Origin of the sequence: Burkholderia sp. PR2, from assembly GCF_052372875.1 — a bacterium.
In the GTDB taxonomy this organism is placed as follows: Bacteria; Pseudomonadota; Gammaproteobacteria; order Burkholderiales; family Burkholderiaceae; genus Burkholderia; species Burkholderia diffusa.
Genome location: NZ_JBQRWH010000004.1, coordinates 2,390,192 through 2,409,752 on the forward strand (window position 1 = coordinate 2,390,192; position 19,561 = coordinate 2,409,752).

Genomic DNA, 19,561 nt, shown 5'->3' on the forward strand with positions numbered 1-19,561 from the left:
TTAGCATCCGCGGGTTTTACGAAATTTTTCGACCTTTCACACGCCGCAGTCCGCAGCGCATACCTTTACGGAATGGCATCAGACAAGGAACTCGCCGACTTTCTGGCGGGCGTCGAAAGGCGCGCGTTCAAGCAGGCTGCGTACGCCGTGCGCGACGACGATGCGTCGCTCGACATCGTGCAGGACGCGATGATCAAGCTGGCGGAGAAGTACGGCGACCGGCCGGCGGCCGAGCTGCCGCTGCTGTTCCAGCGGATCCTCCAGAACGCGATCCATGACTGGTTCCGCCGGCAAAAGGTCCGCAATACCTGGGTCACGCTCTTTTCGTCGCTCAACAACACGGACGACGAGGACTTCGATCCGCTGGAAACGCTCGAGTCCGCGGACGACAACGCGGGCGTCGAGAGCACCGAGCACCGCCTCGAGCGGGAGCAGGTTCTGGCCCTGATCGACGCAGAAATCCAGAAACTTCCGACGCGTCAACGGGAAGCGTTCCTGATGCGTTATTGGGAAGATATGGATGTCGCCGAGACTGCCGCCGCAATGGGGTGCTCCGAAGGCAGCGTCAAGACGCACTGCTCGCGAGCCACCCACACCCTGGCGCAAGCGCTCAAGGCCAAAGGAATCACGCTATGAGCTCCGCTCCCGTAAATCGAGAACACGAATTCGCGCTGAAGGTCCGCCGCGCGCTGGACGAACGTGCCGCGGCGCTGCCTGCCGCGACCACTGACCGTCTGGCCGCCGCGCGCGGGGCCGCGCTCGCGCGCAAGAAGCCGGAACCCGCGACCGCGCCGGTGTTCGTGCCCGCCTTCGCCGGTGCCGCCGCCGCATACGGCACGCCGCCCGCGAGTCGCCCGCAGACGTCGTTCGCGCGCCGCCTGCTGCGCGCCTGGCCGCTCGCGCTGCTGCTCGCGGGGCTCGTCGGCATCGCGTACTGGGAAGACATGCAGCGCACCGCCGAACTCGCCGACATCGACGCGGCGATGCTCAGCGACGACCTGCCGCTCAACGCGTATCTCGATCACGGGTTCAACGCGTATCTTTCGCACGCACGCTAACAGAGAATAACGAGGGGATCGCACGGGTGAGTCAGAAACGCGGCCTGGCCGTATTTTTCGGATGCGTGATCGCGATCGCCGTTTCCTACGTCGCCACCTATTCCCGATTCAACCCGCCCGCCGCGACGGTCTCCGCGGCGGCCAGCAGCGCGCCCGCGCCGACCTCGGCCGCCGCCGGGCTGACCAACGAACTCGCCCCGCTGCCCCTGCCGCTGCCGGCCGCCAACGGCCCGCTGTCGTGGGCGCGCCTGACGCCTGCGCAACGCTCGGCACTCGCGCCGTTCGCCGACCAGTGGGACGGCTTCAGCGACGCTCGCAAGCGCAAATGGCTGAAGATCGCATCACGTTTCGCGAAATTGACGCCCGATGAGCAGAAGCACCTGCAGGACAGGATGTCCGAGTGGGTGCGGATGACGCCCGAGCAGCGCCGCGTCGCGCGTGAGAATTACCAGAGCGCGAAGGAGCTGTCCGCGCAGGCGCGCGAGCGTGCGTGGAAGGCCTACCAGCAACTTCCCGAAGAACAGAAGGAGCGCCTGGCCGCGACCGAGCGCCGTCGCCGACCGAGCGTCGTCAGCGCGCCGCCGACGGTCGCCGACCGCGATGTGCGCCGCCTCGTCAATTCGCACGAGCATCCGGCGAGCAACGCCGCGCCGGCATCGGCGCCCGCTACGGCCGGCGCCGGCACACCGCCCGTGGCGGCATCATCCACGTCCGGCACCGCACCCGCGACCGTCACGCCCGTCTCGCCGGCCGACGCGCCGTCGATGTTCAAGGGTTCCTGACCCGACGTGGCGAGCGCCCCCGCACCCCAGGCCCCGGCCGTCTTCGCCGCGCCGTCCGTGCGGCGGCGCCTCGCCGCGATGCTGTACGAAGCCGTGCTGCTGTTCGGCATCGTGTTCTTCGCCGGCCTCGCATTCAGCCTCGCGACGCAGCAGCGCAACGGCCTCGTTCATCACAACCTCCTCGCCGCGTGGATCGCGCTCGTCGTCGGCGGGTACTTCGTCTGGTTCTGGACCCACGGCGGCCAGACGCTGCCGATGAAGACCTGGCGGCTGCGGCTCGAATCGTCCAGCGGCCAGCCGCTGAACACCGGCCATGCGCTCGTCCGCTACGCGCTCGGGTGGCTGTGGTTCCTGCCGCCGCTCGCGCTGCATCCGCTCCTCGGCCTGTCGGTGCCCGTCACGCTCGCGCTGGCTGCCGCGTGGATCGTCGCATGGGCCAGCGCCGCCCGCCTGCACGCCGATCGTCAATTCCCGCACGATCGCATCGCCCGCACGCGCGTCGTCGCGATTCCGCGCTGACGCGCTCGCGCGGTCCGCACGAGCGCGACCGGTTCCGCGCGTCGGCGCATCCGTCAGACGAAATCCCTTGAAGGCACCGTCACAGCCACCCCGCTCGGCGTGCCCGATCATCGCAAAGGCGGTCGGTTCGGCAGATTGCGCAACGCCGCCGCATTCACTGCTAAACATGGCGGAACGACAGTAATAAGAACGTCTCGTGACTGTCACGGCATGGTCACGCCCGCATGGCGCAATGCCGGTAATGTCAACCGGCGCGAGTCATGCATGGGCCAGAAAACGTCCGCGACCTCCCTGTTCCGTCAACCCCTCGGCGCCCGCGCCGTCACCGCCTTCCTGTCCGGCTCGGCCGCAACCGATGCCCTTTCGTCGAACGAGCCGACGGCCGCGCACGCCAGGCAGCACGACGACCCCGAGCCGTCCGCCCATCGCTACCGCACGATCTGGCTGTCCGATATCCATCTCGGCTCGAGCGGATGCCAGGCGCCGTATCTGCTCGACTTCCTGCGCCACAACGATTCGGAATACCTGTACCTCGTCGGCGACATCATCGACGGCTGGCAGCTGAAGAAGGGCTGGTACTGGCCGCAGGCGCACAACGACGTCGTGCAGAAGGTCTTGCGCAAGGCGCGCAAGGGCACGCAGGTGGTCTACATTCCGGGCAACCACGACGAAGGCGCGCGGCAGTTCTGCGACCTCGCGTTCGGTGACATCCAGGTGCGGGGCGAGGCATTTCACACGACGCTCGCGGGCAAGCGCCTGTGGATTGTCCACGGCGACCTGTTCGACGGCGTGATCCAGCATGCGAAATGGCTCGCGTATCTCGGCGACACGCTCTACACGCTGATCCTCGTGCTGAACCGCTGGTTCAACCGGATCCGCAGCCGGCTGGGCTTCCAGTACTGGTCGCTGTCGCAGTACCTGAAGCATCAGGTGAAGAACGCGGTGAACTTCATCTCGCAGTTCGAGACCGTGATGACCGACGAAGCGCGCCGCCGCGGCTGCGACGGCGTCGTGTGCGGGCACATCCACAAGGCGGAGATCCGCGACATCGACGGCGTGCTGTACTGCAACGACGGCGACTGGGTCGAAAGCCTGTCCGCGCTCGTCGAAACGATGGAAGGCGAACTGAAGATCGTCTACTGGACGGCGATGCGCACCGCGCCGTCTGCTGCCCCGTCGCGCAAGGCCAAGGCCACCGCCTGACACAACTCCACTTACAGGACACATGCCGCGATGAAGATCATGATCGTCACCGACGCGTGGGAACCGCAGGTCAACGGCGTCGTGCGCACGCTGAAGAGCACCTCCCGCGAACTCACCGCGCTCGGCCACCGGGTCGAAATGCTGACGCCGCTGGAATTCCGCACGGTGCCCTGCCCGACCTATCCCGAGATCCGCCTGTCGATTCTGCCGTACCGCAAGCTGCGCGCCCGGATCGATGCGTTCGCACCCGACGCCCTGCACATCGCGACCGAAGGCCCGCTCGGCCTCGCCGCGCGACGCTATGCGCGCGCACGCAAGCTGCCGTACACGACCGCGTACCACACGCGCTTTCCTGAATACGTGCAGGCGCGCTTCGGCATTCCGCTGTCGGCGACCTACAAGTTCCTGCACTGGTTCCACGGGCCGTCGCTCGCGGTGATGGCGCCGACCCCGGTCGTGAAGCAGGACCTCGAGAAGTTCGGCTTCACGAACGTCGTGCTGTGGACGCGCGGCGTCGACCTCGACATCTTCCGGCCGATGGAGTCGAAGGTGCTCAATACCGCGCGGCCGATCTTCCTGTACGTGGGCCGCGTCGCGATCGAGAAGAACGTCGAGGCATTCCTGCGCCTCGACCTGCCCGGCTCGAAGTGGGTCGCGGGCGAAGGTCCGGCGCTCGCAGAGCTGAAATCGCGCTATCCGGAAGCGAACTATCTCGGCGTCCTGTCGCAAGCCGAGCTCGCCAAGGTGTATGCTGCGGCCGACGTGTTCGTGTTCCCGAGTCGCACCGACACGTTCGGCCTCGTGCTGCTGGAGGCGCTCGCGTGTGGCACGCCGGTCGCCGCGTACCCGGTCACGGGCCCGATCGACGTGCTCGGCGGGGGCGATGCCGGCGCGATGCACGAAGACCTGCAGGAAGCCTGCCTCGAGGCGCTCAAGATCGAACGCGAGACTGCCCGCGCGTGGGCCGAGCGCTTTTCGTGGCGCGCGGCGTCCGAGCAGTTCGCGTCGCATCTGAAACCGCTGCCGAAGACTGCGTACTCGCCCGCCGAAGGTGCCGCCGTTTGAAACGAGACCTGAACGACAAGACCCCGCCCCCTGCCACGACGGCGCAACCACATCGTCCGTTCGACGAAGAAGAGCCGCACGCCGACGCGGACGTGCACCCGCACGAACCGCTCGGCCCCGACGATCGGCTCGCGCCGCTGCCGCCGAACCCGTACAAGCGCCACCGCGGCATCACGCGTGCGTGGTACGCGCTCAAGCATTCGCTGAACGGGTTTCGCGTCGCGATCCGCGAGGAGAGCGCGTTTCGCCAGGAGCTCACGCTCGCCGCGCTGATGCTGCCGATCGGTGCGTTCTCGCCGGTCCCCGCCGCATCGCGCGCGCTGCTGATCGCGTCGGTGCTGCTCGTGCTGATCGTCGAGCTGCTGAATTCGAGCGTCGAGGCCGCGATCGATCGCATCTCGCTCGAGCGCCACGAATTGTCGAAGCGCGCGAAGGATCTCGGCAGCGCGGCGGTCACGGTCGCGCTGTTCGCGTGCGTGACGACGTGGGGCTTCGTGCTCGGCCCGGTGATCGCACGCTGGCTCGGCTTCTAGCGGCATCCGCGGCATCGCCGCCGTGCGGCGGTGCACCATGCGCGGGGAACGCGCCGCGATCACGAAATGCGCCCGTTGTCAGGAAACAGCGGTTTATAATCGTCCGCTAGACTTAGAACAGCAACCCGCGCCGGACGAATCTCGCAGCATCGATTGCAGCGCCCGCCAGTCCGGCACACACAGGGCCGGACGACATGGAAGCGAAACCTCCCCGCCGCACCCGCGAACGGATTCTCGAGTTGTCGTTGAAACTCTTCAACGAGATCGGCGAGCCGAACGTCACGACCACGACGATCGCCGAGGAAATGGAAATCAGTCCAGGCAACCTGTACTACCATTTCCGCAACAAGGACGACATCATCAACAGCATCTTCGCGCAGTTCGAGCAGCAGATCGAACGGCGGCTGCGCTTTCCCGAAGATCACCGTCCGACGATCGACGAAACCTGGTCGTACCTGCAGTACATGGCCGACTTCATGTGGACCTACCGGTTCCTGTATCGCGACCTCAACGACTTGCTCGCGCGCAACCGCACGCTCGAGACGCACTTCAAGCAGATCATCAGCCACAAGGTGCGCTTCGCGCACGACATGTGCGAGCTGCTCGTGTCCGACGCCGAAATGGTCGCGACGCCCGCCGAGATCGAGGTCATCGCCACCAACATGGCCGTGATCTCGACGTACTGGCTGTCGTATCAGTACGTGATGCACCCGCGCAAATACAACGACCAGGACGCGATCCGCGAAGAGCTGCACCAGGTGAGCATGCATGTGATCTCGGTCATGGCCCCGTACCTGCGCGGCCGTTCGCGCCAGCTGTTCGACGATCTCGTCTCCGGCAAGCTGCCCAAGCGCCAGTTCACCGACTACCTGCCGCCGCGCGACGGTTCGCCGCGCCCGGCGGGCAGCCCGGTCGCCGCCAAGCCCGCCGCGAAGGATACGAAACAATGAAGGCAGTCTGTGTTTACTGCGGCTCGTCGTCCGGCGTGCGGCCCGTCTATGCGGACGCCGCGCGCGCGTTCGGCCGCGCGCTCGTCGATGCGGGCCTCACGCTCGTCTACGGCGGCGGCCGCGTCGGCCTGATGGGCGTGATCGCCGATGAAGTGATGGCGGCCGGCGGCCATGTGGTCGGTGTGATCCCCGAGTTGCTGGTCGACAAGGAAGTCGGCCACACCGGGCTGTCCGAGCTGCACGTCGTGCCCGACATGCACCACCGCAAGAAGATGATGGCCGACCTCGCGGATGCGTTCGTCGCGATGCCCGGCGGCGCCGGCACGCTCGAGGAATTCTTCGAGGTCTATACCTGGGCGCAGCTCGGCTATCACCGCAAGCCCGTCGCGCTGTACAACATCGATTCGTTCTACGATCCGCTGATCGCGCTGCTGCGCCATACGGTCGACGAAGGCTTCATGCGCCCGACTTACTTCGACGCGTTGTGCATCGACGCCGAACCGGTCGCGCTGATCGAACAGCTGCGCCGCTACCAGCCGCCCGTCCGCGACAAGTGGGCGCCGGACGCAGCCAAGTAACGTTTATCGGGAGCCGCACGCGATGCCCGCACCGTCGTCCGAGCGCAAGGCCGTCCTCATCACCGGCGCGAGCCGCGGCATCGGCCGCGCGACCGCCGTGCTCGCGGCCGAGCGCGGCTGGGACGTCGGCATCAACTACGCACGCGACGCGGCGGCAGCCGAACTGACCGCGCAAGCCGTTCGCGACGCCGGCGCTCGCGCCTGCGTCGTGGCCGGCGACGTCGCGAACGAAGCGGACGTCATCGCGATGTTCGACACCGTGGCGTCGGCGTTCGGTCGCCTCGACGCACTCGTCAACAATGCAGGGATCGTCGCGCCGTCGATGCCGCTCGCCGACATGCCGGTCGACCGGCTGCGGCGGATGTTCGATACCAACGTGCTCGGCGCCTACCTGTGTGCGCGCGAAGCCGCGCGCCGGCTGTCCACCGATCGCGGCGGGCACGGCGGCGCGATCGTCAACGTGTCGTCGATCGCGTCGCGGCTCGGTTCGCCGAACGAGTACGTCGACTACGCGGGCTCGAAGGGCGCGGTCGATTCGCTGACGATCGGCCTCGCGAAGGAACTCGGGCCGCACGGCGTGCGCGTCAACGCGGTGCGGCCCGGCCTGATCGAGACGGATATCCATGCGAGCGGCGGCCAGCCGGGCCGCGCGGCACGCCTCGGCGCGCAGACCCCGCTCGGCCGTGCGGGCGAGGCGCAAGAGATCGCGGAAGCGATCGTCTGGCTGCTCGGCGACACGGCGTCATACACGACGGGCGCCCTGCTCGACGTCGGCGGCGGCCGGTAATCGCGCCCCAGAAGGCGGAAAAACGGACCGGCTGAAGCGGTCCGTGGTCACGACACCACAAATCTCCACAATATCGTGACCATTTCAGTAAACATCCGTAACAGTTCCGTGCTTTACTAGCGCCAAGCCAAAAACAGCCGGTCATCCGGCTGTCATCTCGCCTTGATGCGACCCTTACTGGGTCCGGCCCATGTCGCCGGACCAGCTTGACCCGACCGAGATCTTTTCCATGCCAGGAACCGCAGCGCCCGGCCGCCGGCGACGCACGTCCGTGCCCGCTTCGGCCACGCACGCCCGATCAGCCGCCGATCCCGACCTCAGCGCGACGCTCCATGCCGCCGGCACGCCTGCCGTGGCCGGCACCGCCGCGACGGACGCCGCCGGCGATCGCGTCGTCCGGCTCGGCTGGCGCGTCTGGCTGCTGGTTGCCGCACTGGTCTGCGCGTACACGCTGCCGGGCGTGCTCGGCCACGATCCGTGGAAGCAGGACGAAACCTATACGTTCGGCATCATCCAGCACATGCTCGAGACGGGCGACTTCGTCGTGCCGACCAACGCCGGCCAGCCGTTCATGGAAAAGCCGCCGCTTTACGCGTGGGTCGCGACGAGCCTCGCGTGGCTGCTGCAGCGGGTGATGCCACTGCACGACGCGGCACGGCTCGCGAGCGCGCTGTTCGCAGCGCTCGCGTTCGGCTTCATCGCACGCGCGGCACGCAGTGCCAGCCGGGCCGACAGCTGGCTCGACCTGCGCGTGATCGGCCCCGTCGTGCTGAGCGCGAGCACGCTCGTCGTGGTCAAGCACGTGCACGACATGATGACGGACGTCGCGCTGTTCGCGGGCACCGCGATGGGCTTCTGCGGCCTGCTCGAGCTCGTGATGCAGCATGTCGCGCGCGCGCGCCAGATGCGGCATGGGCTGCCGGTGCGGCCGTCCGGCCGCTGGGCCGCGCCGATCTTCGGCGTGGGCGTCGGCATCGCGCTGATGGCAAAGGGGCTGTTCGTGCCGCTCGTGTTCGCGGCCACGCTCACGGGCGCGCTGGTGCTCTACCCTGCCTGCCGTACACGTGCGTTCGCGCGCTCGCTCGGCGTCGCCGCGCTCGTGTTCGCACCGTTCGCGCTCATCTGGCCGACCACGCTGTTCCTGCGTTCCGAGACGCTGTTCATGACCTGGTTCTGGGACAACAACGTCGGCCGCTTCTTCGGTTTCTCGGTGCCGGAACTCGGCGCGGAAAACGACAAGCCGTTCTTCATCCTGCGTGCGTTCCTGCTGCTCGGCTTCCCGGTCGCGCCGCTCGCGATCGTCGCGCTGGCACGCGGCGCATGGCGCGAGTGGCGCACGCCGCGCATCGCGCTGCCCGTCCTGTTCGCCGGGATTGGCCTCGCGGTACTGCAAGTGTCCGCGACCTCGCGCCAGCTCTACATCCTGCCGTTCTTCGCGCCGCTCGCGCTGGTTGCCGCACAGGCGATCGAGCGCCTGCCGCGCGGGCTGCATCTTGCATGGGATTACCTGAGCCGCCTGCTGTTCGGCACCGTCGTCGCGCTCGCGTGGGGGATCTGGGCAGTAATGGCCGATCCGGGTGCATCGCGTGCAGGCCTCGCGCCGCTCGGCCGATGGCTGCCGCTCGACTGGACGATGCCGATCGTGCCCGGACTTGTGATCGGCGCGCTCGTGCTGACGGCCGGCTGGCTGTGGCTGCTGCCGAAGCTGCGCACCACCGGCCTCTGGCGCGGCGCGCTGTCGTGGGGCGCGGGTGCTGTGGTTGCGTGGGGCCTCGTGTATACGCTGTTGCTGCCGTGGCTCGACGTGGCGAAGAGTTACCGGTCGGTATTCGACGACCTGAACGCGCATCTCGCCCTCGAATGGAGCGACGGCGACTGCATGGCGAGCCTGCACGGGCTCGGGGAATCGGAAGCGCCGATGCTGTACTACTTCTCCGGTATCCAGCACACGCCGATCGACGACGCGAAGGCGACACGCTGCACGTGGATGATCGTCCAGGGCGTGCGGTCAGTCGATCCGGCGCCGGGCAGCGACTGGAAACTGTTCTGGACCGGCGCTCGCCCGGGCGACGACGAGGAACTGCTGCGCGTCTACGTGCGCACCCCCGAAGAGCACGAAACGCAGTAATGCAAGGCGGCGCCGCGAAACGGCGCCGTCGTCATTTCCGGGAGGCCAGGCAAGCGGCGCTCAAGCGCGCTTTCACGCCCGCCGCCCCACCGCCCCGCACGTCAGAACGACGAGCCCGGCTCGCGCAGGAATGCCGTCTCCGCATCGGTCGACACACGGCCGAGAATCGCGTTCCGGTGCGGAAAACGACCGAAGCGCTCGACCACGGCCGCATGACGCAACGCGAAGTGGTGATAGCTCTCGCATTCGGCCTCGCCGCGAATGCCCGCGCAAAGGCGCACTGCCTCGCGCTGGCTCTCGTCCGACTCGTCATGTTCGAACGGCAGGTACGCAAAGGCGCGGTGATGGCCGCTCGGCAATTGCGCGTCCCACCCTGCCGCCACGACGCGCCGCGCGAGCGCCAGCGCCTTCGAATCGGCGGCGAACGCACGCGGCGTGCCGCGATGAATGTTGCGCGAGAACTGGTCGAGCACCACGATCAGCGCGAGCGCGCCGAGCGGCGTGTCGGCCCAGTGATCGTGGGCGCCGTCGCACGCGGCGTCGAGCAAGGCGCCGTAGCGCGTCCGCAGTACCTCGTCGAACGCCGCACCGCCGTTGAACCACACCTTGCGCGCGTGGCCGAACTCGACCGAACCAGGCTCGCCGAACCAGAAATCGAGAATCTCGCGCGCTTGCGGATCGAGCGCCGCGGCACTGTCCGTCAGGTTTTCGACCGTCATGCAAACTCCAGTACGAGGCGCCGTGTCCGCGCGCTCTTCTTTTCAAGTTTGGCGACCCGCAGGTCGCCGATTTCCGACGTATTGCGCACATGCGTGCCGCCGCACGGCTGCAGATCGACCCCTTCGATGCGCAGCAGCCGCACGCGGCCCAGCCCCATCGGCGGCTTCACGCTCATCGTGCGCACGAGGTCGGGCCGCTCGGCCATCTCGGCGTCGGTGATCCATTCGGTGGTGACCGCATGCGCGCCGTGGACCAGCGCCGCGAGACGGCGCTCGACGTCGACGCGGTCGATCGCGTCCGACGTCGCGAAATCGAGCCGCACGTAGTCGGCTGTCACGCTGCAGCCGTCGACCGGGTACGGCAGCACCGCGCACATCAGGTGCGCGGCCGTATGCAGCCGCATGTGCCGGTAGCGGCGCAGCCAGTCGATGTCCGCGACCACGCGCGCGCCGGTGGCGAGCGCCGCGACGCGCGCTTCCTGGCCCTTCGCCGGCACGTGTACGGCATCGTCGGGCGTCGCACCGTCGAACTTCGCCTTGCGCGTGTCGGCGATCGTGATCGTGCTGCCGTCGGGCAGCGTCAGCGTGCCGCTGTCGCCGGCCTGCCCGCCGCCAAGCGGATAGAACACGGTGCGGTCGAGGCGGATGCCGTCATCGTCGACGGCCGCGACGACGGCCTCGCATTGCGTCAGATAGGCATCTTCACGAAACAGTGCGTGGGTCGTCATCGGGCGAGCCTCGTATCGATGGGGAAGCGGTCAGTGTCGCGCCGCACGGGCCAGGCGCCCAGACGCAGATCGTCCGGCGTCCGGACAGCGGCGTACCGGTCGATCAACCGGGCCGGTTGCGCATCCAGTCGGCCGTGTCGTAGAACGAATGCATGAGCCGTTCGCGCAGCGGCTCGGCCAGCCCGATGTCCTCCATCGCCCACGCCATGCAGCGCAGCCACTGATCGCGCTCGACCGACGCGATCGGGAACGGCAGATGCCGCGCGCGCAGCCGCGGATGGCCGAACCGGCTGATGTAGTGATCGGGGCCGCCAAGCCAGCCGCACAGGAACCAGAACAGCTTGTCGCGCGAGCCGTCGAGCGACGCCGGATGCAGCGCGCGAATCTCCGCGAACTCGGGCTCGAGGTCCATCAGGTCGTAAAAGCGGTCCACCATTTCGCGCACGCGGGCTTCGCCGCCCACGAGCTCGAACGCCGTCGGTTGCGACGGCGCCTCATCATTCACATCGGTCATACGGATAATCGGAAACGGGATAGTCGGGGCCGCCGGCGACGCTCAGGCGTCGCGCAGCGACTGCAGCGCCGGGCGCCGCAACACATTATGCAGGCTCAGCCAGCCGGCCGCACCGGCGCACGCGACGCCGGCCGCGATGCCGGCCGGCACGAGCCACGGATCGACGGCGAGCCGGAAGTCGAACACGCGCGACGCGAGCACCCAGCCGACCGCGATCGCACCGGCCGACGCCAGCGCGCCGGCCAGCGCGCCGACGACGATGAATTCCACGCGCTGCACGGCGTTGATTTGCGCGCGCGACGCGCCGAGCGCGCGCAGCAGCGCAGCCTCGCGCACGCGCTCGTCGCGCGAGCCGGCGAGCGCCGTGTACAGCACGAGCACACCCGCCGCGAGCGTAAACGCAAACAGGAACTGCACCGCGCCGACCACTTGCAGCATCATCCGCTGCAACTGAGCGAGGATCGGTGCAACGTCGATCGCGGTCAGGTTCGGGTAGCGCGCGATCAGCGGATCGAGCAGCGCCGCCTGCTCGGCCGGCAGGTGGAAGCTCGTCAGGTAGACGGCCGGGAAATCCTTCAGCACGGGCGGCGGCATCAGCACGAAAAAGTTGACGCGGAACGAGCCCCAGTCGAGCTTGCGCACGCTGGTGATCGGCGCATCGACCGTCAGCCCCGTCACGTCGAAGCGCAGCGTGTCGCCCGGCTTCACGTTCAGCGTCTTCGCGAGCCCGGCCTCGATCGAGATCTGCGGGCTGGCGGAGCGGCCGAACCAGTCGCCGGCGACGATCCGGTTGTCCGACGGCAGCTCGGTCGTATACGACAGGTTGAACTCGCGGTCGACGAGCCGGCGCGCCTCGTCCGACGGATATGCGTCCGGGTTCACCGGCTTGCCGTTGATCGCGACGAGCCGGCCGCGCACCATCGGCGCGGGCACCGCGTCGCGTACGCCGTGCGCGGCGAGCCATGCCGCGACGTCGTCGCGCTGGTCGGGCTGGATGTCGATCAGGAACTGGTTCGGCGCATCGGGCGGCGTCGACTGCCGCCAGCCCGCGACGAGGTCGTTGCGCGTGATCGCGATCAGCAGCAGGCACATCAGGCCCAGCGCGAGCGCGGTGATCTGCAGCGCGCTGGCCGTGCCGCGCCGGTGCAGCGACGCGAGCGCATAGCGCCAGCCGACGCCCGCTGCCACGCGCGCATCGCGCACCGCGCGCGCCGCCGCGTACAGCGCGAGCCGCGCGATCAGCGAGAAGCCGACCAAGGCGCCCGCGAACCCGCCCGCGACGATCAGCCCGAGCTTCAGGTTGCCTGCCGCGACGATCAGCAGCCCCGCGAACAGCACGACACCGAGCGCGTACAAGGCCCAGGCCGTGCGCGACGCGTCGCCCCAGTCGCGCCGCAGCACGCGCACCGGCGGCACGCGGGTGAGCGGTGCAAGCGGCGGCAGCGCGAAGCCGAGCAGCAGCACGAGCGCGGCGCCGATCCCGACGAGCGCGGGCCAAGGCGTGGGCGGCGGCAGCACGACGTCGATCAGGCTGCCGATCGCCGCGAGGAGCGCCCAGTGGCCGGCGTAGCCGAGCACCGCGCCGGCGACGCCCGAGACGATGCCGATGCCGGCGAATTCGAGCGCGAACAGCGCGCCGAGCGTGCGACGGCTCACGCCGAGGCAGCGCATCGTCGCGCAACCGTCCAGATGGCGCCGCATGTAGCGCTGCGCGGCCATCGCGATCGCGACCGCCGCGAGCAGCGCGGTGAGGAGCGCGACGAGGGTAAGGAAATGGCGTGCGCGATCGAGCGTCTGGCGCACCTGCGGCTGGCCTTCCTGCAACGATTCGAGACCGACGCCGCGCACCTTGCCGCCGTCGACGCGCGCGTGCGCGTAGGCCTCGAAGCGCGCGACGGCCGGTGTGTCGCCGGCCACGAGCAGCCGGTACGTGACGCGGCTGCCGTAACCGGTGAGCCCCGTCGCGGCGAGCTCGTCCGCGCGCATCATCAGCCGCGGCGAGAAATTGACGAACGAGAAACCGCGATCGAGTTCGCGGGAGATCGACGCGGCCACCGTGAACGTGCGCAGCCCGACACGCACGGTGTCCCCCGCCTTCAGATGCAATGCGTCGAGCAGCGCGGGATCGGCCCACACGGTACCTGGCGCGGGGATCGCGGTCGCCTTGTGCGCGACGGTCGTGCCGGCCGGCACGATCTCGACCGCGCCGCGCAGCGGATACCCGGGCGAGACGGCCTTCACCGCCGCGAGGCGCGCCGGCGCCGCGTCGCTCGCCTGCCCGCCGGCGGCCGATGCGATCATGCTCGGGAAGATCGCGGTCGTCGCGGTACGCAGCCCGAGTGCGCGCGCCTCGCGGTCGAACGATGGATCGACGGGATGGTCGGCGCGCACGACGAAATCGGCGCCGAGCATCTGGCGCGCGTCGCGCTCGAGCCCCTGGCGCAGCCGGTCGGCGAGGAAGCCGACGCTCGTCAGCGCGGCGACCGCGAGCACCAGCGCCAGCACGAGCAGCGTCAGTTCGCCGGCGCGCCAGTCGCGCGCGGTCATCCGCGCGGCCTGGCGAATCAGGTCGTGCAGGCCGAAGCGGCCGGCATGGCCGGGCCGCCCGGCCGGCGACGGGTCAGCGTGCTGCCGCTCGACGGGTGACGGCGCCTTCAATCGCGCTTGCCCCCGATCGAATTGAGCCGCGACACCATGTGGTTCGCCATCCCGCGAAAGCCGCCCGACACGCCGCGCCACAAACGCGGCAGCGCCCAGGCCGACGCCGCGATGAACGCCGCGAGCAGGACGAGGAACGCGAGCGGAACGAAGAACGCGAGTGCGAGGCCGCCGAACACGAGGCCGTCCTCGGTGGACGACGCGACCCAGTTCGAGATCGGCTCGGGAGACAGGTTGATCAGCGCGCGCGTGCCGGCCTTCGCGACGTGGGCGGCACCGGCGAGCGAACCGCCGGCCAGCCCGGCGACAGCGAGCACGGTCGGGTCGGCATGGCCGAGCGCACCGGCGGCCAGCACCGCGCCGGCCGGAATGCGGATGAAGGTGTGCACCGCGTCCCACAGCGAATCGAACGCGGGAATCTTGTCGGCAAGGAATTCGGTGACGGCGAGCACGGCGGCGGCGCCGATGACCCACGGCGACATCAGGACCGCGAGCGTGTCCGGCAGATGGAGCCAGCCGACCCGCGCGAGCACGCCGGCGATCAGCACCGTCAGGTAAAGGCGCAGCCCGCTCGCCCACGCGAGCCCCGCGCCGAGCGAAATGGCTTCGATCATGGCCCTCTCCTTGCACTTTTCCGTGCGCTTTGCCGATTGATCGGATCGAGTCGGTACGACCGGCCGCGCGGCGCGTGGCGACCGGCGCCGCGTGCCGAGAACGGCACGGCGACATTCAGGCCCGAATCCGTTCCATTATAGACAGGCTGGCAGGAGGGCCGCCGCAATTCCGCAGTGCGTCACGGCCGGGCGCGGACGCCGGCCGGCGCCCGGCGCGTCGGCGTCAGGCAGCCGACGACAGCTTCAGGCCGACCAGCCCGAGCACGATCAGCGACGCGCTCGCGACGCGGGCGGCGGTGAGCGCCTCGCCCATCATCACGATCCCGAACACGAACGCGCCGACCGCGCCGATGCCCGTCCACACCGCATACGCGGTGCCGAGCGGCAACTGGCGCATCGCGACGGCGAGCAGCCCGAAGCTGGCGAGCGCCGTCACGATCGTAAACACCGACGGTCCGAGCTTCGTGAAACCCTCGGACGATTTCATGCCGGCCGCCCAGGCCACTTCCAGCAAACCGGCAATCAACAACAATACCCACGCCATCTCGACGTACTCCGGATCGGATGGGGCCGTCCCCGTTGAAGCGAATGACCCGGGGTCGTCCCCGGGCGGCGCCGAGTATAACAAGACGCTTACAGGCATGCCGGATGCACCGGCCGCGGGGGCGAACGGGGATGAACGGGGGCAGGCCGGCGCATGGCGCGGCCACGCCCGCCCTGCCGCGCCCGGTCTCAGTTCGACACGCGCTTGGCGCCGCCACCGCCGATGCAGCGGTCGTCGCGGTACAACGCCCATTCGTCGCACACGCGGCCGTCCTTGAACACGCACATGCCGACCTGCCCGCTCGGCAGGTTGCGGATCACGTGGCGGCCGCCGAGCTTTTCGCAATTGACTGACGCCGGATTGGCCAGCGCCTGCTGCGGGGCCGAAGGCTGCTGCCCGGGCGGCAGCGGCTGCGCGAACGCGCCGGGCGCGGCAAGCGCCAGCGCACTGATGACGACGAGACGGACGGACATGGCACGCTCCTCGGTTTCGTTCGCGGAACGATCAGCATAGCGGGGAATCCGTGGCCGGTGTGCGCGGCCGGCGCATGCGGCCGCAATGTCGCGCCGATGCAACTTCACCGGCGTGCGGCCTTGCATTCGGGCCGCATCACGCGGCATGCCGCGGACGTCACGCAGCGCCGACGAGCCGGTAGCCGACGCCCGTTTCGGTAATGATGTGCTCGGGCTGCGCGGGATCGCGCTCGAGCTTCTGGCGCAGATGCGCCATGTAGATCCGCAGATAGTGATGGCTCTCGACGTGCGACGGCCCCCATACGTCGCGCAACAGTTGACGGTGCGTGAGCACGCGCCCCGCATGCCGCACGAGCGTCGCGAGCAGCCGGTATTCGAGCGGCGTCAGGTGCACGATCTCGCCGTCGCGCCACACCTGGCGCAGCGCGAGATCGACGGTCACGCCGCCGAAGCCCACCTTCGGCGATTCGTTCGCACCGCCCTGGTTGCGCCGGCGCAGTTGCGCACGGATCCGCGCGCGCAGCTCGGACACGCCGAACGGCTTGGTCAGGTAGTCGTCTGCGCCCGCGTCGAGCGCGGCGACCTTCTCCTCTTCCTGCGTGCGCGCGGACAGCACGATCACCGGCACCTCGGACCACCCGCGCAGCTCGCGGATCACGTCGAGGCCGTCGGTGTCGGGCAGGCCGAGATCGACGATCACGAGATCGGGCTTGCGGGTCGCCGCGTCGATCAGCCCCTGCTTGCCCGTCTCCGCCTCGAACACGGCGATGTCCTCCTCTTCGAGCGCGGCGCGCACGAAGCGGCGGATCTGTTTCTCGTCCTCGATCAGGACGACGGTCAGGCTCGGTTCACTCATGGTCTGGCAATGGCTCGGAGGGGGACGATGCACCGGGCACGTCGATTTCGTCGTCGGGTACGGCAGGCACGGCCGGCGGCGTGTCGACCGGCAGCGTGAACCAGAAGCGCGCGCCCGTCACGCGGCCGTCGGGCGCGGTACGGTTGAGCGCGCCGATTTTACCGCCATGCGCCTCGACGATCGCGCGGCAGATCGCGAGGCCGAGCCCGATGCCCGGCGTCGCCGATTCCTTCTCGCCGCGCGTGAACTTGTCGAAGATCCGCGTTTCCATGCCGGCCGGCAGGCCCGGGCCGTGATCGTCGACGTGCACGCGCACGAACGGCTGGCCGTCGTCGGTCACGCGCTCGGCGCCGATGTCGATCGACGTATCGGGCGGCGTATACTTCGCCGCGTTCTCGAACAGGTTGGTGAACAGCCGCTCCATCAGCACCGCGTCCATCTGCAGGAGCGGCAGGTCGGCCGGCAGCGACACGCGCGCGGGATGCCGCGCGAGCACGCGCTTGCACGCGGCGAGCGCGGCGCCGACGGTTTCCTCGAGCAGCGACCACTGGCGCTTGAGCTGCAGGCTGCCGGCCTGCAGCCGCGCCATGTCGAGCAGGTTCGTGACGATGCCCGTCATCCGCAGCGCCTCGTCGTGGATCGCGTCGACGAGTTCGCCCTCGCGCTGCGCGAAACGTTCGGCTGCCGCCGCGTCGCCGCCCTGCGCGGCCGCGCGCCCGTTCGCGAGCATCGACGAGAAGCCGACGATCGTCGTGAGCGGCGTGCGCAGATCGTGCGAGATCGCCGACAGCAGCGAGTTGCGCAACCGCTCGGACTCCATGTTGACGAGCGCGTCGCGTGCGATCTCGACGTAATGCACGCGCTCGAGCGCGAGCGCGATCTGCGCGGCGAACGCATCGAGCATCCGCAGCTGCTCGGGCACCTCGAGCTCCCCCGGGTCACGCGACGCGACCGCGAGCACGCCACGCGTGCGCATCGGCGCCTTCAGCGGCAGGTACAGCGCGGCGGTCGCGGGCAGCGTGTCGGTGCCGCGGCCGGCCGGCTTCTGCTGGTCGTACACCCACTGGCCGACGTCGCTGTCGAGATCGGCGCCCGTCAGCGTGACGGCCGCATCGGGCTCCTCGATCTTCTGCCGCACCTTGTCCGCGCTGTCTGGGAGCAGGAACGCCACGCGCGCGCGGAACACCTCGCCCACGTGGCGGCTGCCGATCTCGACGATCTGCTCGGTCGTCAACGCCGCGCCGAGCTCGCGCGCCATCGCGTAGATCGCGCCGGTGCGGCGCTCGCGGCGCTGCGCGATGCTCGCCTGGCGCGTCAGCGTCGACGTCAGGTGGCTGATCACGAGCGACGTCAGCAGCATCCCGAAGAAGGTCAGCAAGTACTGCGTGTCGCTGACCGAGAACGACATGCGCGGCGGCACGAAGAAGAAATCGAACGCGGCGACCGACAGGAACGACTGCAGCACGCCCGGGCCACGCCCGAGCCGCACGGCCGAGAACACGACGCCGAGCAGATACAGCATCACGAGGTTCGTCAGGTCGAGCCGCTCGGACACGATGCTCGCGACGCCGGTGATCACCGCGCAGATTGCGGCCGCGTACAGGTAGTGACGCGGCGGCGAACGCCGCATGCCGAATTGCGCGAACGCGTCGCGCCAGTCGCGTGCACGCGCGTCGAGCGGCGCGGCGCGCACTTCGTCGCTCGCCGACGCGCGGATCAGCATCAGGTCGACGTCGCCTGCGCGCTCGGCGAGCTTTTCGCCGAATGGCCGCGCGAAGCGGCGCGCGAGCCCGACCTTCGGCGAGCCGCCCGCGACGAGCTTCGACACGTTGCGCACCTTCGCATAGCCGATCAGCGCGGCGACCGCGTCGTCGCCGGCGAGCGTGGCCGTCTCCGCGCCGAGCTCGACCGCGAGCTTCAGCGCGTCGAGCGTGCGCTGCCGCCGCGCGTCGGGCAGCCGCTGCAGGCGCGGCGTCTCCACGTAGACGGCGATCCAGTCGGCCTTCAGGCTCGCGGCGAGCCGCGCGGCCGCGCGCACGAGCGTCGGCGCCTCGGGGCCGGGCCCGACGCACACGAGCAGCCGCTCGCGCGCCTGCCAGATGCGCTGAATCGAACGGTCGGCGCGGTATTCGCGCATCTGCGCGTCGACGCGGTCTGCCGTGCGCCGCAGCGCCAGTTCGCGCAGCGCGATCAGGTTGCCCTTGCGGAAGAAATTGCGCACCGCGCGCTCGGCCTGCTGCGCGAGATACACCTTGCCGTCGCGCATCCGCGCGAGCAGTTCCTCGGCCGGCAGGTCGACCAGCGTGACCTCGTCGGCCGCGTCGAACACGCGGTCGGGCACGGTTTCCCACACGCGGATGCCGGTGATCGCGCCGACCACGTCGTTCAGGCTTTCGAGATGCTGGACGTTGACGGTGGTGTACACGTCGATGCCCGCGTCGAGCAGTTCGTAGACGTCCTGCCAGCGCTTCAGGTGACGCGCGCCCTGCACGTTCGAATGCGCGAGTTCGTCGACGAGGATCAGTTGCGGCGCACGCGCGAGCGCGCCGTCGAGATCGAATTCGGCGAGCGTGCGGCCGCGATAGTCGATGCGCGCGAGCGGCAGCACGTCGAGGCCGTCGAGCAGCGCGGCGGTTTCGCCGCGGCCGTGGGTCTCGACGATGCCGACGACGACGTCGACACCATCCTGCAGCCGCTGGCGCGCGGCCTGCAGCATCGCGTAGGTCTTGCCGACGCCGGCGGACGCACCGAAGAAGATCTTGAGCTGGCCGCGCCGCTGCTTTTCTTCGTCTCGCTGCAGCTTGTCGAGGAGTTGGTCGGGATCGGGGCGGTTCATGCGTCAGGAAGGCGAA

Annotated in this window: 20 protein-coding genes; 11 read left to right on the forward strand and 9 right to left on the reverse strand. The window is 69.3% G+C overall.

The window, feature by feature from the left end; translation table 11 throughout:
* Window positions 1-72: 72 nt before the first annotated feature.
* The 11 genes from ACT2FV_RS28245 to ACT2FV_RS28295 all read left to right on the forward strand — a co-directional run bounded on the left by ACT2FV_RS28245 (window position 73) and on the right by ACT2FV_RS28295 (window position 9,603).
* Entirely contained in the window at window positions 73-636 is a 564-nt protein-coding gene (locus tag ACT2FV_RS28245) for an RNA polymerase sigma factor (RefSeq protein WP_124626863.1), read from the forward strand.
* The gene (locus tag ACT2FV_RS28250) at window positions 633-1,058 is read left to right on the forward strand and encodes a DUF3619 family protein (protein WP_124903381.1); all 426 of its coding nucleotides are present in this window, start codon (window positions 633-635) and stop codon (window positions 1,056-1,058) included. Before ACT2FV_RS28245 ends, ACT2FV_RS28250 begins: the two co-directional genes overlap by 4 nt.
* Window positions 1,059-1,084: 26 nt before the next feature.
* Window positions 1,085-1,840, forward strand: coding sequence for a DUF3106 domain-containing protein (locus ACT2FV_RS28255; protein WP_444505204.1), 756 nt, complete (start codon window positions 1,085-1,087; stop codon window positions 1,838-1,840).
* Between the two features lie 78 nt (window positions 1,841-1,918).
* Complete coding sequence (locus ACT2FV_RS28260) at window positions 1,919-2,359, forward strand: RDD family protein (RefSeq protein WP_409364579.1); 441 nt, start codon at window positions 1,919-1,921, stop codon at window positions 2,357-2,359.
* Window positions 2,360-2,623: 264 nt separating this feature from the next.
* Complete coding sequence (locus ACT2FV_RS28265; protein ID WP_124626855.1) at window positions 2,624-3,562, forward strand: UDP-2,3-diacylglucosamine diphosphatase; 939 nt, start codon at window positions 2,624-2,626, stop codon at window positions 3,560-3,562.
* 30 nt (window positions 3,563-3,592) lie between these two features.
* Window positions 3,593-4,627, forward strand: coding sequence for a glycosyltransferase family 4 protein (locus tag ACT2FV_RS28270; protein WP_059533238.1), 1,035 nt, complete (start codon window positions 3,593-3,595; stop codon window positions 4,625-4,627).
* Window positions 4,624-5,160: a diacylglycerol kinase gene (locus ACT2FV_RS28275; RefSeq protein WP_059600413.1), complete on the forward strand. Its 537-nt coding sequence runs from the start codon at window positions 4,624-4,626 to the stop codon at window positions 5,158-5,160. The genes ACT2FV_RS28270 and ACT2FV_RS28275 overlap by 4 nt, the downstream gene beginning before the upstream one ends.
* Window positions 5,161-5,354: 194 nt before the next feature.
* A complete protein-coding gene (locus ACT2FV_RS28280; protein WP_059600412.1) occupies window positions 5,355-6,110 on the forward strand; it encodes a TetR/AcrR family transcriptional regulator in 756 nt (251 codons plus the stop codon).
* Window positions 6,107-6,688, forward strand: a complete 582-nt coding sequence (locus tag ACT2FV_RS28285) for an LOG family protein (RefSeq protein ID WP_059600411.1) — start codon at window positions 6,107-6,109, stop codon at window positions 6,686-6,688. Before ACT2FV_RS28280 ends, ACT2FV_RS28285 begins: the two co-directional genes overlap by 4 nt.
* Window positions 6,689-6,710: 22 nt before the next feature.
* The gene (locus ACT2FV_RS28290) at window positions 6,711-7,475 is read left to right on the forward strand and encodes an SDR family oxidoreductase (RefSeq protein WP_444505205.1); all 765 of its coding nucleotides are present in this window, start codon (window positions 6,711-6,713) and stop codon (window positions 7,473-7,475) included.
* A 229-nt stretch (window positions 7,476-7,704) separates the two neighbouring features.
* On the forward strand, window positions 7,705-9,603 hold the full coding sequence (locus ACT2FV_RS28295) for an ArnT family glycosyltransferase (protein ID WP_444505206.1): 1,899 nt from the start codon (window positions 7,705-7,707) through the stop codon (window positions 9,601-9,603).
* Window positions 9,604-9,704: 101 nt separating this feature from the next.
* Here ACT2FV_RS28295 and ACT2FV_RS28300 read toward each other — a convergent pair whose 3' ends face one another.
* The 9 genes from ACT2FV_RS28300 to ACT2FV_RS28340 form a co-directional block, all read right to left on the reverse strand.
* Window positions 9,705-10,322 carry a DUF924 family protein gene (locus ACT2FV_RS28300; protein WP_151051552.1) on the reverse strand — a complete coding sequence of 206 codons (618 nt, stop codon included), beginning with the start codon at window positions 10,320-10,322 and terminating at the stop codon, window positions 9,705-9,707.
* Window positions 10,319-11,050 carry an alanyl-tRNA editing protein gene (locus ACT2FV_RS28305; protein WP_151051550.1) on the reverse strand — a complete coding sequence of 244 codons (732 nt, stop codon included), beginning with the start codon at window positions 11,048-11,050 and terminating at the stop codon, window positions 10,319-10,321. The genes ACT2FV_RS28300 and ACT2FV_RS28305 overlap by 4 nt, the downstream gene beginning before the upstream one ends.
* A 103-nt stretch (window positions 11,051-11,153) precedes the next feature.
* Entirely contained in the window at window positions 11,154-11,564 is a 411-nt protein-coding gene (locus ACT2FV_RS28310; RefSeq protein WP_059533253.1) for a group II truncated hemoglobin, read from the reverse strand.
* Window positions 11,565-11,606: 42 nt separating this feature from the next.
* On the reverse strand, window positions 11,607-14,111 hold the full coding sequence (locus ACT2FV_RS28315; RefSeq protein ID WP_444505457.1) for an ABC transporter permease: 2,505 nt from the start codon (window positions 14,109-14,111) through the stop codon (window positions 11,607-11,609).
* A gap of 107 nt (window positions 14,112-14,218) precedes the next feature.
* Entirely contained in the window at window positions 14,219-14,836 is a 618-nt protein-coding gene (locus ACT2FV_RS28320; RefSeq protein WP_059600405.1) for a DUF4126 domain-containing protein, read from the reverse strand.
* 223 nt (window positions 14,837-15,059) lie between these two features.
* Entirely contained in the window at window positions 15,060-15,380 is a 321-nt protein-coding gene (gene sugE / locus ACT2FV_RS28325; protein WP_059533257.1) for a quaternary ammonium compound efflux SMR transporter SugE, read from the reverse strand.
* A gap of 188 nt (window positions 15,381-15,568) precedes the next feature.
* A complete protein-coding gene (locus tag ACT2FV_RS28330) occupies window positions 15,569-15,853 on the reverse strand; it encodes a putative hemolysin (protein ID WP_059689393.1) in 285 nt (94 codons plus the stop codon).
* Between the two features lie 157 nt (window positions 15,854-16,010).
* Window positions 16,011-16,709, reverse strand: coding sequence for a two-component system response regulator KdpE (gene kdpE / locus ACT2FV_RS28335; protein WP_124626846.1), 699 nt, complete (start codon window positions 16,707-16,709; stop codon window positions 16,011-16,013).
* On the reverse strand, window positions 16,702-19,545 hold the full coding sequence (locus ACT2FV_RS28340) for a sensor histidine kinase (RefSeq protein WP_151049498.1): 2,844 nt from the start codon (window positions 19,543-19,545) through the stop codon (window positions 16,702-16,704). Before ACT2FV_RS28340 ends, kdpE begins: the two co-directional genes overlap by 8 nt.
* Window positions 19,546-19,561 lie beyond the last annotated feature (16 nt).